Origin of the sequence: Pseudomonas sp. NPDC089741 (assembly GCF_044748825.1) — a bacterium.
Taxonomy (GTDB): Bacteria; Pseudomonadota; Gammaproteobacteria; order Pseudomonadales; family Pseudomonadaceae; genus Aquipseudomonas; species Aquipseudomonas helmanticensis.
Genome location: NZ_JBIVGT010000017.1, coordinates 48,043 through 64,211, shown reverse-complemented (window position 1 = coordinate 64,211; position 16,169 = coordinate 48,043). Strand labels below are relative to the sequence as shown.

Here is a 16,169-nt window from a genome sequence, read left to right as displayed (position 1 = left end):
CTTCAACGGATCGGCTCGGGGGTTACCCGGACACTGGCAAAGGTCTTGTCATCGAAAGCGGCGCCCAGCGATGCCGCGCGCACGTGCAGGTACCAGGCGCCGCTGCGGTCGAGGGTGATGGGTGCTTCGTAAACCCCGTCGGCGACTTCCAGCGCCGCCACTTCACGCGGATGCGAGGTGGGCGCGAGGTAGTAGCGCAGTTGGACGTCTTTGACGCCGCTACGCTGGGTTTTGTCTTTGCCCTGGACGATGCGAAAACGCACGACGTAGGGGTCGTTGAGCGCCACGGCAGTCTTGTCGAGGAGGAACTCGACTTTCGGCTGGCCGAGGTGTTTTTGCGGTTTGCCGTCGCTATCGATCTGCGCGGTGAAGCAGTGAATGATGTTCGGTTGATTGAGCAGGAACGCCACGTCGAAACGCCCCGCCGCCGGTAGTTTCACTCTGGCGCTGTAGAGGCCCGGCGAGACTTCGCGCAGGCTGCGGTCGATGACCATGGCGGCGCGGGCGATCTGGCCACGGTTGGGGTAACCGGACATCGGCGCGTTCATGCCTTCGGCGTAGAAGTAGGTGGTGTTGTCGACCGGGTTGACCACGAAGACCGCGTTGTCGTCGCGTGAAACCGCGAGGCTTGAGGCCAGCGGCAGATCCCCGGCCAGGCGCGGTGCTTGCGGGCCGGCTTCGAAACTTTGGCTGATCGGCTGGCGGCCTTCGCCCAGCGAGGACAGGTTGATCATGGTGACTTTCGGCGAAGCGAGTCCGCGGATGTAGGCGTAGGCCTGGGTGAACACCACCTGGTAGGGTTCGGCGCTGACGTCCAGATCATGGATCGCGCTGTTGGTCGCGGCATCGATGACGCTCGCGCGGTTTTCCACGGTGTTGAGTACCATGCCGAAACGGCCGTCGGCGCTGAAGCCCATCGGGCCGAGGCCTTGTTGCAGCTTGATCACCCGGCGGATGGCGTGGGTGCTGGCGTCGATCACGGTGACGGTGCCGTCCTTGCCATCGGCCACGTAGACCGCGCCGGACAGCGGCGAATAGGCGACTGACAGCGGATGCGCGCCGGTTTTGATCTGCTGAATGATATTCAGGCTGGCGATGTCGACCACGCTGACGGTACCGTCGTCGCGATTGCTGACGAAGGCGAAGCGGCTGTCCTTGCTGAAGGTGATTTCGTGGTGACCGCGTCCGGTCTGCAGATGTTTGAGGGGTTTGAGGCTTTGGCTGTCGATCACCGTGACGCCGGAGTCTTCAGCTTTGCTCGCATTGTTGCCGACCCAGAGCAGGCGTTCGTCCGGTTGCAGGGCGACGCGAAACGGTTGGCTGCCGGCGCTGATCGAATCGAGGACTTTGAATTGTTCGCTGTCAATGACGGCGACTTCGCCCGCTGTCGGCATGGAAACGAAGACGCGTTTATTGTCTTTGGGCGTAACCCAGTCCATCGGTGGTTGCTTGAGTTCGATGCGCGCGAGGGTGCTGGTGATGCCGCCAACCGACACGGATGGATCGACCACTGCAATACTGGCGTCGCGGTTCATTACCAGCAGGAAATAGCTGTTGAGGTCGAGCAATGGCCGCGCGCCGATGTTGGATTTGAGGAACACGCCGACGCGGGATTTGCAGTTTTTGTCGCGGCCTTGCGCCTGATCGGCGGCGAGGGTTTGCGGATCGACCCAGGCGCCCGGCGCCACACCAGATAGAGGCTGGCCGGAAGCGCTGTCGCTGATGCGAAACTGCACATCGGCGAATTCGCCTTCGCGCAGTTTGCCGTCGGCGGCCAGTGGCTGAAGCTTGAAATCCACCGAAACGCCATCACGGCTTAGCGTCTGCCCGCTGCCGGTCTGTGCCAGCGCAATCTCACTCAGCGTCAGCACCGCCCCGGCCATGGCCAGTGAGCAAATACCAATGATGTTGATGATCCTGTTCATACCACCCTCCCCTGATTTGCAAACCCATTCCCTGTAGGAGTGAGCCTGCTCGCGATGGCGTCATCCGCCGCACCGTCCGAAACCGAGTTGTCCCAATCGCGAGCAGGCTCACTCCTACACGGGATTTGCATTCATCCCGCCACCTCCATCCGCCGGGGCATTACCGTTGGGCCTATTGCCCCTGCGGCGCCGGTTCCGGTTCGTTGGTCACGCGCAGCAAACCCCATAACCCGGAGGTGTTGCCGTAGGCGGCGTAGTCGCGGAACAGGTAATCCCCCGGGATCGCATTGCTGCCGCCGGCGCTTGGGATCATGAAGCTGAAGTGCGCGGCCGGCAGGACGCTTTCGTGGGCGCCGATGTACATCGACATCGGGTTGTAGCCGAAGCGCACCGAGCCGACGCCCGGCGAGCCCATCGGATAACCACCGACATCGCTCTTCTCGGCCTGGAACGGGTTCACCGACCAGACATGCCCGTCGAGCTGGAACGTGGTGCCGCGACTGCCACCGCTCGGCATCAGAATGTGCGTACGCAACGGCTGCCCCGGTTTGGCGTAAAGCACCGGCGTCTGCGGGTCGCCACCCACCAGCGCATTGCTGTAAGCCATGTGCGCATTGGTCATGTCGCCATAACCCGCGCCATCGGCATGCCCGAACGGTGCATCCGGGGCAAGGCCGAAGCGGTACCACAGCGGCTCGGTCTTGTAGTTGATCGCCATGCTCGAGTTGTCCTGCGGATCGGTCGGCACGCTGAAGCCTTCAGCGGCAATTCCTTCCACCGGCCGGCCATTGGCCCAACGGGTGTTCAGCGCCTTGTGCCAGACCATCGCGAAGTCGCGATAGCTGGTCTGCCCCGGCGCGGTGACCGTGGCGTTGACCTTGCGCGCATCGTCGACCCAGGTCGCGCCGATCGGCAGAATGCTCATCGCCCCGCCAAGACCTTTTTGCGGCTGCTTGATCACGTCCGCCGGAGTGATGTTCAAACCGCCGAACTCGACCGCCGTGGCGTTGATGTTGTCGACGCTGCGGCCCAGTTGAGTCACCGGTTTGCCTTCGCGTTCCAGGTGCCCGGCGTAGTATTGATAGGTACGGGTCGGGTACGCGCCGCTGTTGCCGACGCGCGGTGGCACGGTCTGGATCGGGTTGGCGCCGACGTTGGCGCCGTCGGATTTGGTGATGTCATACGCCAGCAGTTGTGCGTGCAGGCCGACGTGGCTGGACGGCCGCATCAGGTTGTTGCTGAAGGTGGTCGAGCCCAGCCCGCTGTTGCGATCACGCTTGACCATGCCTTGCATCACAGCGGTCTGGGTCAGGTCCGGCATCACGCTCGGCAGACGGTTTTCCAGGGTGATGTTGAGGCAATCCCCCGCTGCGGCGCGCAGCACCAACGGTTCGACCGGGATGCCGGGTTTGAGCTTGCCGCTGAGCGGATCCAGATCGGATTTGCGCACATAGAGGATCGCGGTCGGATCATGCAGCGGCCCGCTCTGCCCACCGATGGTGATGGTTTCGCCATCCTCCGGATCGGTCACGGTGACTTGTGGAATGCTCACCGTGCGCGAGTTCAGCACCAGGGTGCCGCCCGCCGGATTCAACGGCCCGCCGACATGCTGACCGAGCCCTTCGGGGTCGCCGATGGTCAGGCCCAGCGCATTGCCGAGAATGTCGTTGGCCAGCGCCGCAACCACTTCATAGTTGCGTTGCACCGTCGGCCGGGTGCCGATGCCATTGGGGTTGGCGCTGATCCGTGGGCAACTGCCCTCGAACGCCACAGTGTTGCGCATGCCCGCCGGATTCGGGTTGTTGGGGATGGCGAACAGGTCATTGCGTTTGGCGGTGTAGTTGCGCATCACGCCCCAGATACCGCTCCAGTAACCTTCAATCGAAGCGTCCATCGAGTACAGATAATCACCCGTGGTCGCCGCCGAACTGGAGAGCATCGACACCGGCGCAATAAAGCCCATCTGCTCGGAAATGCCGATCATCTGCGAAGCACGCCAGCCAGAGTTGGAGCTGTTGCCGAAACCGGAACCGCTCTGCAGCCATTTCACACCGTGCAGGGTGACGTTGTGCTCCTCTTCATGGCCGCCGGCGTGCACCCGCAACCGCACGTTGTCGCCGGTGTAGGTACGCAGCATCGGCGTGAACGGATCGCCAGGTTCAGCGCCGCCCTTGTTGATGTGCGGCGGGAACAGCGTGGTGCCGCCGGTTGGGCCGGTGGCCGCGGTGAGCAGATTCGGCGCCAGGTTCATCGCCGGGATCGCCCGGTCGGTGCGGCTTTGCATGGCGAACGAGAGATCGCCGCCGAGGCCGTCGGCCTGCATCCCGCGCTTGCCGTCCGGGCCGACCTTGTTCGGGTCGTACACGCGCAGGGCCAGCGGCTCGTTGCGATAGTTGACGACGAACATGCCCGGATCATCCACCGAAATCGCCTGCGGACAAGGCCGGCTCGGGCAGCCCGGCACCTGACCGCCCTGCACTTCCAGCACGCCTTCAAGCAGATTGCTGGCGTTGTTGCGCACTGGCGGATTGATCGCATAGCGGAAGCTGTCGGCGGTGGCCGGGAACGCTTGTGTATTTGGCACACCGTTGGGACCTGCGCCGACATAGACGCCGGCTTCATAGGCGTGCTGGAAGTCACTGTATTCGAGGAAAAACTCGCGGAAGCTGTCGTTCTTGCCGTCGCCATCGAGGTCGCCGGTATTGATCACCGCTTGCCACGACGTCGGACCGCCGTCCTGCCGCGCGCCGCTGTACAACGGCTCGCCGGTTTCGGCGTGGAACCAGGTGGAACCGGCCGGTTCGGCCAACACGGTGGCGTACAGACCGATCTGCTGGTGCGTCGATGGGCCTAAGTGGTCGTGGGTGAAGATGGTGCCGAGGCCGCGATCGACGCCTTTGGCGTTGACCACCGGATCGACGAACCAGCGCTGCATCGCCGTGCGCGCACCAACCCAGTCGGCGCGGCCGTACTGGCCGAAGAACGGATGGTTCTTGGCTTTCGGGCAGACCTGGCTGCCGTCACGCGGGTCAGTACTTGCGCATTGGTTGAATTCGCGGATCGCGTGAATGCGTTCCTGCACGGCGCCGGGCGAGAGCACGCCGTCCTCGTAGTTCCAGCCGTTGGAGGAGCCGTCCGCCGAGGTCAGGTCCCACTTTGGCAAATGAATGTGCTGGCCGATCACATCGGTCGGCGTGCGCACCTGATAGTCGTCCATCTCATAGGTGGCCGGCACCAGGTTGGTTTGCTGGTATTGCACGCAATCGAAAGTGTTCATGCGCATCACCAGCGGCTCTGGTGGACGCTGCTTGCTGATCACCGGCCAGGCGTCTTCCCACAGTGCCAGAATGCGCGCCTGCGGGAAGTGATAACCGACCTTGTTGTACACCGCATCGAACTGGATGTTGGCGGCTTTGTAGATCCGTGGGCGGTCGGCGGTGAAGCTCGAGGCGCCAACAAAGGACAGACCGTCGATGCGTTCACCACTATTGAATTCGCCACTGCCAGCGCTGCTGGTCAAGCGTTTTTGCCGGTCGTCCATGCACGGTTCGTAGTACGGCGCACCGGCCATCGGCAAGGCACCGTTGGTGCGGAACGCCTTGGCCACCACTTGATTGCCGGGCAGCAAGGCATAGCTTGGGTGATCTTTTTTCGCGTGGAAAGCCATCGCCGCTTGTTCTACTTCGGTGCCCTCTTCCGGCAGGTAAATCGGTTTGGCGCGAGTGACTTCCTTGGAGAAGTCCAGCGAAGTAGTCACGGTGTGCGCTTCGCCACCGGCCGCGACGCCATCCAGTGCGTGCCGCTGCAAGCCGCCATTCCAACCACCGGATTGCGCCGGATCAAGGTTGGCCCACAGCGCTTTGCCGCTGGCCTTGAGCGACTGCGCGGTGGCGGCGTCGAGCATGTCCAGCGGCGGCGTTGGCGGACGTTGGCCGACCGAGCTTTCCATGCCGCCGATCCAGAACGGATAGCCAGGGTTTTTCAGGCTGCCGTCGGCATTGCGGTTGGCTTCGCTGCGATCAACCAGCGCCAGCGAACCGATGGCTTGACCGCCGGCATTGCCGCCATGGTGCTCACCATCGTCATCGCCCTCTTCTTCCTCCTCGTCGTCATCATTGCCGGCGATCAGGGTTTCGCCGATTTTCGGCACGACCACGACTTTGCCCGGCATCGGTGCCATGGCTTTGCCCGGCAGCGGCACTATCGCTGGAATCGGTGTGCCGGCGACGATTTCGCCGTCAGGCAAGGCGCGTGCGCCGGTCGCCGGTTTACCACTGCGCAGGGCAAACGGTTCGTTGTGATAGCCGTCAGCGCCTTGCTGGGAAACGTCGAGCCGGGTGCCCTCTTCAAACACATCGTGTACCCGCCACATGGCCCACATGCCTTGGGCAAAGTGCGGATAGAAATGGCAGTGAAAGATCGCATCACCGGCCACGCGATTGCGGTTGCCGGAACCGCCGTTGGCGATTTCATAGGTGTAGCCGGCACCCGGGCCAATGCCTTGAGCGTCGACGTAATCGGAGTTGTCGTCGTTGGGGTTGAACAGCCACTGATGGCCGTGCAAGTGGAAGATGTGCTGCTCGTGACCGTTGTGGGTGTTGCGGAATTTGACGAAATCACCGATGTAGCTGTGGTTGACGTTCGATGGCTCCGACGGATACAGCGCCATGGTCGCTTTCACACCGATCTGATCAGCGCGCGGTATCTGGCCGGGGGCGATGTTCTCAAGCCCCGCGTTGGCCGGCACATCGACCAGCATCGCCACATCGCCAACGGTGTGCGAGCTGAGGAAGAATTCTTCGTAGGCGCAAGACAGGCAATCGTGCATCGGCCCGACGCCCAAACGGTTCGCCACCACTTCGGCGCCCATGCCGCCCGAGCCGTAGTTGATCATGAACGAATCGCGAGTCGGCTCCAGCACATGAGCCATCACCGGATCAGCCCAGTACGCCGGAAACGCTTGGGTGGCAGCGGTTTCGTCCTGAAATTGCGAGGCGAAATCGCGGAACGCTTCCAGTCGATTAGGGATCGCCGGGGTGCGTTTTCCGATCGATTCCAGCGGATAGGTGCTGGGCGGGAAGCTGCCATCGGCGTTGCTGCCCATGACAATCGCATCGCTTTCGCTGGAGATGATTTCGTTGCCGTCGACCATGCCGATTATCGGCGTACCGGCCTTGCCCTCACGCAACCACGGTTCGCGTTGCGGGTAGCGCGCCTGGTAATCAACGATCGGTTGGCCGGTGGGTGCGCGGCCGGTGGTGGCCAGGCGCATTTCTTCTTCAGTGAGGGTGTTGCGATAGCTGCGACCACCCTTGGGCAGGACGACGACCTGGCCGAACAAACCATTGGCGACGTTGCCGGCCGCGCCCTCGCCACCGAACGTTGCGCCACGGCTGCTGACGGCAAACGCGCCTTCGCGCTCGGCATACAGGGTGTAAGAACGGCTCGCGCCCGGCGGTACCAAGGTGTTGGCGTTACGTCCGGTGAACGAGGAAATGTCATCGATGCTGTTCACTGCTTGCAGGCCGTTGACCTGAAAACCAACGTGGCGGTCAGCGACTTGCTCATCGACTTTGAAGTCTTCGCCAGCGTTAGCGTTTTCGACGCCTTCCTCTTCTTCACCTTCATTCTCGAAGTGCTTGTTCGGGTTGGCCTGATAGTCGAGCAGGTTCTGCAGATTGATCGTCAGGCAATCCCCGGCGGCGACCCGCAGTACCAATGGCCGTGGCCGCTTGTCCGGCCGCAGCGAAACCTTGCCCGGCACTGCTGAACCGCCGTAGGCCAGCGACATATTGCGGTCATCAACGACGTCGCGGCGCAGGGCGAACATCATGCCGTTGATGTTCTGCGCGCCGAGGCGGTTGAACATCAGCGGTTGATCGAAGGCGACGACGTTGGCTACCAGGTTGCGCTCGCAACGCACGGCCGCGCTGGCCAGCTCGACGCTGAGCATCGAGGCCAGAATCACCAGCCAGTTCAACAGAGACGGAGCGTGATGAATGCCAACCATGATCAGTAACCTCGTAGTGGGTGCTCTTGGGAACACTTCTCGACAAATGCCTCGGAGCAATCCGCGTGCCACAAAAAAATTGCATTAGCGTTCAATCAGTTACCGCGACCACTTGAGAACCCGGGGGATATTCCCCACCGGTTTTCCCCACTTTCCGGGTCTGTCCGGTTTACCCCGAAAGTGGGGAAAACCGGTGTAGGGCTACAACGGTGAATCTGCCGCCAGCCCTTGCAGGCGGCGGTATTGGCGCAACACGTTGGGCACATAACGCTGGGTTTCGGCGAACGGCGGAATCACCCGGCCACGGCTGAGCACCGCGTCGGGCCCGGCGTTGTAAGCCGCCACGGCGAGGGCAATGTCGTTGTCGAACAAGGTCATCAGGCGCTTGAGGTATCGAGCGCCGCCCTGGATGTTGGCCTTGGGGTCGTAGACGTCGGTCACACCGAGTTCACGCGCGGTGTCGGGCATCAATTGCATGAGCCCGCCCGCGCCTTTGGCTGAGGTCGCGCCGGGGTTGTAATGCGACTCGGCGTTGATCACCGCATGCAGCAGCGCTTCAGGCAATTGGTTGACTTTGGCCGCCGCCGAAACCAATTCCGCGTAGGGCTGGTTGGCGATCATCTGCGGCTGCTGATCGAGGCTGACCACAGCGGCTTCAGCCTCATGGATCACCCGTTCGTAAGTGCGGCCGGGCCGGTGAACGTTGGACAGCACGTAGCTGCCCTTGGCGTCCACGGAGATGAATACATCGGCCTGCGCGGCGCCGCTGAGCAGTACACAACCGAGCAATCCGCTGGCGAGAAATTTCATGTCGGGCCTCCCCGGATCGACCCCGATAAATTGGGGGAAATGCCCCAATGGCCGATCACGCTTGAGCCATACGCAAGCACTGTGCCGACTCGTGAGATGCACGTATTACAAGGCTTGCAGCCAATCATCAGCTTTTCGACGGGGCTGAGCATGGCAATTGCATAAGCCCTGTTGGCGACACGGCTGCCACTCACGGGAGGTCATCATGAAGCTGCAATTTCGTCCGCGTGGCCAACGCGGTTTTACCCTGCTCGAATTGCTTGTGGTGCTGGTGGTGCTCGGCCTGTTGGCCGGGATCGTCGCGCCGAAATACTTCGCTCAACTCGGTCGCTCGGAAGTCAAAGTGGCCAAGGCGCAGATCGAAGGGCTGAGCAAGGCGCTGGATTTGTATCGACTGGAAGTCGGCCACTACCCGTCCACCGAACAGGGCTTGCAGGCCTTGGTCACCGCACCGAGTGACGAGGCGAAATGGACCGGCCCGTACTTGCAGAAAAAGCTGCCGCAGGATCCGTGGGGGCGTAATTACGCTTACCGTTATCCCGGCGAAAACAGCGAGTACGACTTGCTGTCGATGGGCAAGGACGGCCAGCCCGGTGGCGAAGGCGAAAACGCCGAAGTGACCAACTGGCAGTAAGCGGAGCGCAGCCCATGCGATTTCATTTGAAGGCGGTCGGCAAGGCTGGCGTGGTGTCCTTGAGCGTGGAAGCGCCGGGCGACAGCGAAGCGCGGCGGATTGCCGAGGATCAGGGGTTGCGCGTAGTCAGCCTGCATGCGGAGAAACATTGGCGCTCACTGCGCTGGCGTCAGCGCGAGACGTTCAATCTGGTGTTGTTCAGCCAGGAACTGACCACGCTGCTCAACGCCGGCCTACCGTTGATCGATGCACTGGAAAGCCTCGCCGAAAAAGAATCCGCCCCCGCTGCCCGGAAAACCTTGAGTGAGCTGGTGCGCCTGCTGTACGAGGGCAAATCGTTTTCGCAGGCGCTGGGCCAGTTGTCGGCGGTGTTCCCGCCGTTGTACGTGGCGCTGGTACAGTCCAGCGAGAAGACCGGCGCGGTCGGCGATGCGCTGGGCCGCTACGTCAGCTATCGCCAGCGCATGGACGAGGTGCGGCAGAAGATCATCAGCGCCTCGATTTACCCGATGCTGTTGCTGATAGTCGGCGGTGGCGTGGTGCTGTTCTTGATGGGTTACGTGGTGCCGCGTTTCAGTCTGGTGTTTGAAGGTCTGGGCAATAACCTGCCGTGGCTGTCGCAGGTGTTGATGAGCAGCGGCATGTTTCTGCACGCGCATCAGGCAGAGTTTTTCGGCGCGCTGGTCGCGTTGGTGACCGCCCTCGCCGTGCTGCAAAAACAACCGGCGTTTCGCCGTGGGCTGGACCGGCTGGTGGAGAAATTGCCGGCGGTGCATCAACGGATTTTCATGTACGAGCTGGCGCGGTTTTATCGTTCGCTGGGGATTCTGCTGCAAGGCGGGATTCCGCTGGTGACCGCCATGGCCATGGTCCGTGGCTTGCTCACCGTGGCTTCGCGGACGCGACTGGATCAGGCCTGCGAGCGGGTGCGCGAGGGACAATCGTTGTCCACCGCACTGGAACTCAATGAACTGGTGACGCCGGTGTCCCTGCGACTGCTGCGGGCGGGTGAGCAGTCCGGCAACCTCGGGCAGATGATGGAACGCAGCGCCGACTTCTACGACGAGGAAATCAGTCGCTGGCTGGAGTGGTTCGTGAAGTTGTTCGAGCCGCTGCTGATGACCTTCATCGGCCTGCTGATCGGGGTCATCGTGATCCTGATGTACATCCCGATTTTCGAACTGGCTTCAAGTATTCACTGACCCCGGGAACCGGTTGGATCTGTGTCACAACGCTCATCGACGTTCCCAACAAGACCACAAAGACGGAGAACGATATGCACATTAAAAAGCTCGTGCTCGCAATGGCCATCGGCGCAGTTCTGTCCGCGTCCACGGTATTGATTCCGGACAGCCTGTCCGGGGTGTCCAGTGCTCACGCCAAGGATGGGGGGAGTGGCGGCGGAGGTGGTAGCGGTGGCGGTGGCGGAGGGAGCGCCGGTGGTGGTGGCGGCAGTGGTGGCGGTAATGGCGGTGGTGGAAGCCACGGCGGCAACGGCGGAGGGAGCGGCGGAAACGGGGGTGGCGGCGGCAGTGGTGGAAGCGGTGGCGGAGGCAATAGCGGCAACGGTGGCGGCGGCAACAGTGGCCACAGCGGCAGCGACCATGGCTCAGGGCACTCCGGCAACAGCGCCTCCTCCGGCCGCAACGGCGCCCATGCCGAACCGGGTGATGACCATGGCGTCCATCGTGCCGGTGAAGTCGGCGATGATCACGGCGTCCACCGCGCCGGTGAAGTCGGCAATGATCACGGCGTCCACCGCGCCGGTGAAGTCGGCAATGATCACGGCGTCCACCGCGCCGGTGAAGTCGGCAATAACCGGGGCCTGCACGCAGCAGGTGAACCGGGCGACGATCGCGGTGTACATGTCGGCGGTGAGCCGGGCGATGACAAGCGCGCCAACTGATCAATCCTGAAAACACCGCAACCCTTTTGGGAGCTGGCTTGCCAGCTCCCAAAAGGGTTTTGTGGCGTTTACATATTCCGCAGACAACCATAATCCCAATGTAGGAGTGAGCCTGCTCGCGATAGCGGTCATTCAGACACTGAAGCTGTGACAGACGAAACGCTATCGCGAGCAGGCTCACTCCTACAATTTGATCTGCGTATAAATCAGAGGGCGACATTGCTCTGGTTCAGGCGTTCGCGCAGAAATTCGACCAGCGCCTGCACCGGCCTTGAGGCCTGCCGATGCTGCGGATACACCGCCGACAACGTCAGCGGCTCCGGGCGCAAATCATCCAGCACCGGCACCAGCCGGCCATCCTTCAGCGCCGCGCCGACTATGAACGTTGGCAGATAAGTAATCCCCATCCCCTGCACCGCCGCGTCCCGGAGCAACTCGCCGTTGTTCACGCGCATGCGCCCGGTGACATTCACCAACACCGGTTTGCCCTGCCCCGCATTGAATCGCCATTGCACCGAACGTCCATGCCCGTAAGGCAGGCAGTCATGGCTGTGGAGATCTTCAGGCTTGAGCGGCATGCCGCGTTCGGCCAGATAGGCCGGGCTGGCGCAATACACCCGTTCGATGGAAGCAATGCGCCGGGCAATCAGCGTCGAATCTTCCAGCACACCGATCCGCAGTGCCAGGTCGTAGCCCTCACCGAGCAAGTCCACCGGCCGATCACTCAGATCCACTTCCACCGTGACGTCGCGATAGCGCTGCAAAAACACCGGCAGCAGACAGCCCAGATGCGCGACGGCAAACGACAACGGCGCACTCAGACGAATCGTTCCGCGTGGCTCGGCGGTCTGCCCGGCGATACCCTGCTCGACCTGTTCGACTTCGCCCAGCAGGCGCAAGGCCGACTCGTAATAGCTCTGGCCTAGCGGGGTGACGTCGAGGCGCCGGGTCGAGCGATTCAACAACCGCACACCGAGGCGCTCCTCCAGCTGCATCAACCGACGGCTGACGAACTGCTTGGACAGCCCCAACTGATCAGCCGCCGACGTGAAGCTGCCGGAGTCCATGACCTGGCAAAAAATACGCATGTCTTCGAACGGGTTCATTGTCACTCTCTGGTAGACAGTTAAACGCTTTATAGCCGCTTTTTCACTTTTCAGCAGCCTATTAATCTGTGTTAACGGTTTGAAAACAACCCCTTACCGGTAGGAGCTGCCGCAGGCTGCGATCTCTTGATCTTGATCTGCGCTGACATCGGGTAAAGGCAAAAACAGGATCAAAAGATCGCAGCCTGCGGCAGCTCCTACCTCACACATTCGAAAATGGAATTGAACATGAACATTAAAAAGACCCTGACCGCTTCCCTGCTCGCACTCTCTATCGGCAACGCTTTCGCCGCCGAGACCTCCGGCGTCGAACACAACACCCAGGCCTTCCTCAATGCCCTCGCCGCCGGCGGTGGCAAACCCCTTGAGCAACTGAGCCCGAAAGACGCCCGTGCGGTGCTGACCGGTGCGCAGGCTTCGGTAAAGGTCGACCTGTCCGGTGTTGAAGTCAGCGACAAGGCAATCAAGGTCGACGGCCAGACGATCAACCTGAAAGTGGTGCGTCCGGCCAAGGTCAAAGGCGACTTGCCGGTGTTCATGTTCTTCCACGGTGGCGGCTGGGTGCTCGGTGATTATCCGACTCACCAACGCTTGATCCGTGACTTGGTGGTGGGTTCTGGCGCCGTCGCGGTCTACGTCGACTACACGCCATCGCCGGAAGCGCAGTACCCGACCGCGATCAACCAGGCCTACGCCGCGACGAAATGGGTGGCCGAGCACGGCAAGGACATCGGTGTCGACGGCAAGCGTCTGGCGGTGGCCGGCAACAGCGTCGGCGGCAACATGGCGGCGGTCGTGGCGTTGATGGCCAAGGAGCAGAAAACCCCGACACTGCGTTTCCAGCTGTTGATGTGGCCGGTGACCAATGCGCAGTTCGACGACGGCTCGTACCAGCAATTCGCCGAAGGCCATTTCCTCACCAAAGGCATGATGCAGTGGTTCTGGGACAACTACACCACCAACCCGGCCGAGCGTGCGCAGATCCATGCCTCGCCACTCAACGCCAGCAGCGAACAGCTCAAAGGCCTGCCTGCCGCACTGGTGCAAACCGCCGAATTCGACGTGTTGCGTGATGAAGGCGAAGGCTATGCGCGGCACCTGGATGCGGCCGGGGTGGCGGTGACTGCGGTGCGTTACAACGGGATGATTCATGATTTTGGTCTGCTCAATCCGTTGAGTCAGATTCCTGAAGTGAAGGCGGCGGTGCGTCAGGCGGCGGCTGAGCTGAAGACGCATTTGAACTGAGCCCAAGCCCTCGCCACAACCAAAATTGTGGCGAGGGGATTTATCCCCGTTGGGCTGCAAAGCGGCCCCCGCTTTTTCAGACTAAAGAGCGACGACTGCTTCGCAGCCGAACGGGGATAAATCCCCTCGCCACAAAAACCTCCTCCCCACCAGAAACTTCTTCAACACTGCTGCAGCTCCGGAGATTGTCATGTCCTTCCTCCTCACCCACCTGCTGTCCCTCAGTGCCGCCCTGCTGCTTCTCGACGCCGTGCTCTGGCACTTCACGCCTTTCACCCATCGTGCGCCAAGAGTGGCTGTGCGACTGGCGCTGTTTCTGGCCTTCACCGCGTTGGTGATCAACGCCGGCGTCAGCCCGCTGCAAGCACCGCTGTTCGCCGATGATCGCGTCGCGCAACTGGGTGCCACTGCGCTGGGGATTCTCTGGTGGCTGTACGCCGCGCGGGTGTTGACCGAGGTGATTGGCTTGGCGCTGATGCGCCGTATCGGTCACAGCGGTCGTTTGTTGCAGGACGTCATCGGTGCGCTGGTGTTTCTGGTGGCCATCGTTGCCGCCGCCGGTTACGTGCTGGAGTTGCCGGTGAAAGGCTTGCTCGCCACCTCCGGCGTGGTCGCGATCGTCGTCGGTCTGGCGCTGCAGAGCACCCTGGCCGACGTGTTTTCCGGGATCGTGCTCAACACCACCAAACCTTATCAGGTCGATGATCTGGTGATGATCGACGGCGTCGAAGGCAAAGTGTTCGACATCGACTGGCGCGCCACGCATCTGCTGACCAGCGCCGGGACCATGGCCGTGGTGCCGAACTCGGTGGCGGCGAAGGCGAAGATCGTCAACCTCAGCCGTCCGACCAACATGCACGGCGTGTCGATCAGCATTCAGGTACCCAATCACATTCGCCCACGTCGGGTGCTCGATGCTCTGGATCGTACGCTGCAAGGGAGCAGCTCGCTGTTGCTGACGCCGGCGCCAAAAGCCGTGCTGAAAGAGGCCGGTGAAACCATGTCCGAATACGTCGCCAGCGGTTTCATTGCCGAGCTTGGCAAGAAAAGCGAAGTGCGCAATCAGCTGTTCGACCTCGCCCACCGGCATCTGGAAGCGGCAGGTATTTCGCGGCATCCGGACGGCGTGATCGAACCGTCGACCCGCGCCCGTGCGTTGCTCGATGAAGTGAAAATCTTCCGTTCGCTGAGTAGCGACGAACGTGATCGCCTGGCCGAATCGATGGTCGCGCAGCAATACGCAGCGGGCCAGGTGGTGCTGGATCTGGACGAAGTGCCGGACAGTTTGTTCGTGATTGCCACGGGCGTGGTCAGTGCCACCGTGCCGGACGGTGACAGCAAGATCGAAGCCGGACGAATGGGACCGAGCGAAGTCATGGGCGAGCAGAGCATTCTCGCCGATACTCCATCGCAAGCCACGTTCACGGCGCTGACGTCGAGCATCATTTATCGTCTCGACAAAAACCTCACTCGCCAGTGCATGGAACAGCGCACTGAAATTGGCCGGGCGTTGAACAAGTTGCAGGCGGTGCGTCAGCAGAACAGTCGCCTCGCGTTGATGGCCAAACCGGTGGCGGTGAGGAAAGGTGGGTTTTTGGGTTGGTTGCAAAAGCGTTGAAGCGGCAAGATCAAGATCAAAAGCCTCCCCCTCACCCCAGCCCTCTCCCCCACGGGGGGCGAGGGGAAAGGGAGCCGATCTCCATGTATTTCAAGATCGGAGTTCGACTCGGTACTGCACGTCGGCGTACTTCGAAAGAACCCCTCGGTCAGTCCCCTCTCCCTCCGGGAGAGGGTTAGGCGGGCGGCGTTCCGATGAGGGGCTCTTCCAGCTGACACAAAATTACTTGGCAGTAAACTTGGTATAGCTGTTAATCAGGTTGCGGTAGTTAGGCAGACGCTCCGACAACAAATGCGCCAAGCCTTCCATATCGTTGCGCCAGTCGCCCTGCAGCTCGCACGCCACCGAGAACCAGTTCAACAGGTGTGCACCCGCCGCCGACATCCGCGCCCACGCCGCTTGCTGCACGGTGGTGTTGAAAGTGCCGGAAGAGTCAGTCACGACAAACACTTCATAGCCTTCAGCAATTGCCGACAGGGTCGGGAACGCTACGCAAACGTCCGTCACCACACCGGCGATGATCAGTTGCTTGCGACCGGTGGCCTTGATCGCCTTGACGAAGTCTTCGTTGTCCCAGGCGTTGATCTGGCCTGGGCGCTGAATGAACGGCGCATCCGGGAACTGCTCACGCAATTCAGGCACGATCGGGCCGTTCGGGCCGGCGTCGAAACTGGTGGTCAGAATGGTCGGCAGCTTGAAGAACTTGGCGATGTCGCCCAGCGCCAGCACGTTGTTCTTGAATTCGTTCGGGGTGAAATCCTGTACCAGCGAAATCAGGCCGGTCTGGTGATCGACCAGCAGCACAACCGCATCATCTTTGTTCAGACGTGTGTAAGGAACGCTCATGGGAAAACTCCTGGATGGACGGATGGTTGAAACGTGCAGCGCCGACCGCATGGCCGGCGCTTTGGGGAA

10 protein-coding genes are annotated in these 16,169 nt (G+C 61.7%); 5 read left to right on the top strand and 5 right to left on the bottom strand.

Features of this window, described 5'->3' with window-relative positions; all coding sequences use genetic code 11:
- Positions 1–2 precede the first annotated feature (2 nt).
- The 3 genes from ACIPZE_RS17425 to ACIPZE_RS17415 form a co-directional block, all read right to left on the bottom strand.
- Complete coding sequence (locus tag ACIPZE_RS17425) at positions 3–1,925, bottom strand: YncE family protein (RefSeq protein WP_283435942.1); 1,923 nt, start codon at positions 1,923–1,925, stop codon at positions 3–5.
- A 172-nt stretch (positions 1,926–2,097) separates the two neighbouring features.
- Entirely contained in the window at positions 2,098–7,935 is a 5,838-nt protein-coding gene (gene mnxG / locus ACIPZE_RS17420; RefSeq protein WP_400774148.1) for a manganese-oxidizing multicopper oxidase MnxG, read from the bottom strand.
- 201 nt (positions 7,936–8,136) lie between these two features.
- Complete coding sequence (locus ACIPZE_RS17415; RefSeq protein WP_129394589.1) at positions 8,137–8,745, bottom strand: lytic transglycosylase domain-containing protein; 609 nt, start codon at positions 8,743–8,745, stop codon at positions 8,137–8,139.
- Positions 8,746–8,950: 205 nt separating this feature from the next.
- On the opposite strand from ACIPZE_RS17415, the gene gspG reads away from it, so the two are divergent.
- From gspG to ACIPZE_RS17400, 3 genes are all read left to right on the top strand, one after another.
- Positions 8,951–9,379: a type II secretion system major pseudopilin GspG gene (gspG, locus tag ACIPZE_RS17410; protein ID WP_129394590.1), complete on the top strand. Its 429-nt coding sequence runs from the start codon at positions 8,951–8,953 to the stop codon at positions 9,377–9,379.
- Positions 9,380–9,393: 14 nt separating this feature from the next.
- Complete coding sequence (locus tag ACIPZE_RS17405) at positions 9,394–10,581, top strand: type II secretion system F family protein (protein WP_283435940.1); 1,188 nt, start codon at positions 9,394–9,396, stop codon at positions 10,579–10,581.
- Positions 10,582–10,655: 74 nt separating this feature from the next.
- Positions 10,656–11,285: a hypothetical protein gene (locus tag ACIPZE_RS17400; protein ID WP_400774143.1), complete on the top strand. Its 630-nt coding sequence runs from the start codon at positions 10,656–10,658 to the stop codon at positions 11,283–11,285.
- 206 nt (positions 11,286–11,491) lie between these two features.
- Here ACIPZE_RS17400 and ACIPZE_RS17395 read toward each other — a convergent pair whose 3' ends face one another.
- Positions 11,492–12,391 (bottom strand): LysR family transcriptional regulator, encoded by a 900-nt coding sequence (locus ACIPZE_RS17395; RefSeq protein ID WP_283435938.1) that lies wholly within the window; start codon positions 12,389–12,391, stop codon positions 11,492–11,494.
- Between the two features lie 228 nt (positions 12,392–12,619).
- Here ACIPZE_RS17395 and ACIPZE_RS17390 point away from each other — a divergent pair, with 228 nt between their 5' ends.
- On the top strand, positions 12,620–13,636 hold the full coding sequence (locus ACIPZE_RS17390) for an alpha/beta hydrolase (protein ID WP_283435937.1): 1,017 nt from the start codon (positions 12,620–12,622) through the stop codon (positions 13,634–13,636).
- Between the two features lie 190 nt (positions 13,637–13,826).
- The gene (locus tag ACIPZE_RS17385) at positions 13,827–15,254 is read left to right on the top strand and encodes a mechanosensitive ion channel family protein (RefSeq protein WP_129394594.1); all 1,428 of its coding nucleotides are present in this window, start codon (positions 13,827–13,829) and stop codon (positions 15,252–15,254) included.
- A gap of 222 nt (positions 15,255–15,476) precedes the next feature.
- On the opposite strand, the gene ycaC is transcribed toward ACIPZE_RS17385, so the two are convergent.
- Positions 15,477–16,100, bottom strand: a complete 624-nt coding sequence (gene ycaC / locus ACIPZE_RS17380) for an isochorismate family cysteine hydrolase YcaC (protein WP_007913541.1) — start codon at positions 16,098–16,100, stop codon at positions 15,477–15,479.
- Between the last annotated feature and the right edge of the window lie 69 nt (positions 16,101–16,169).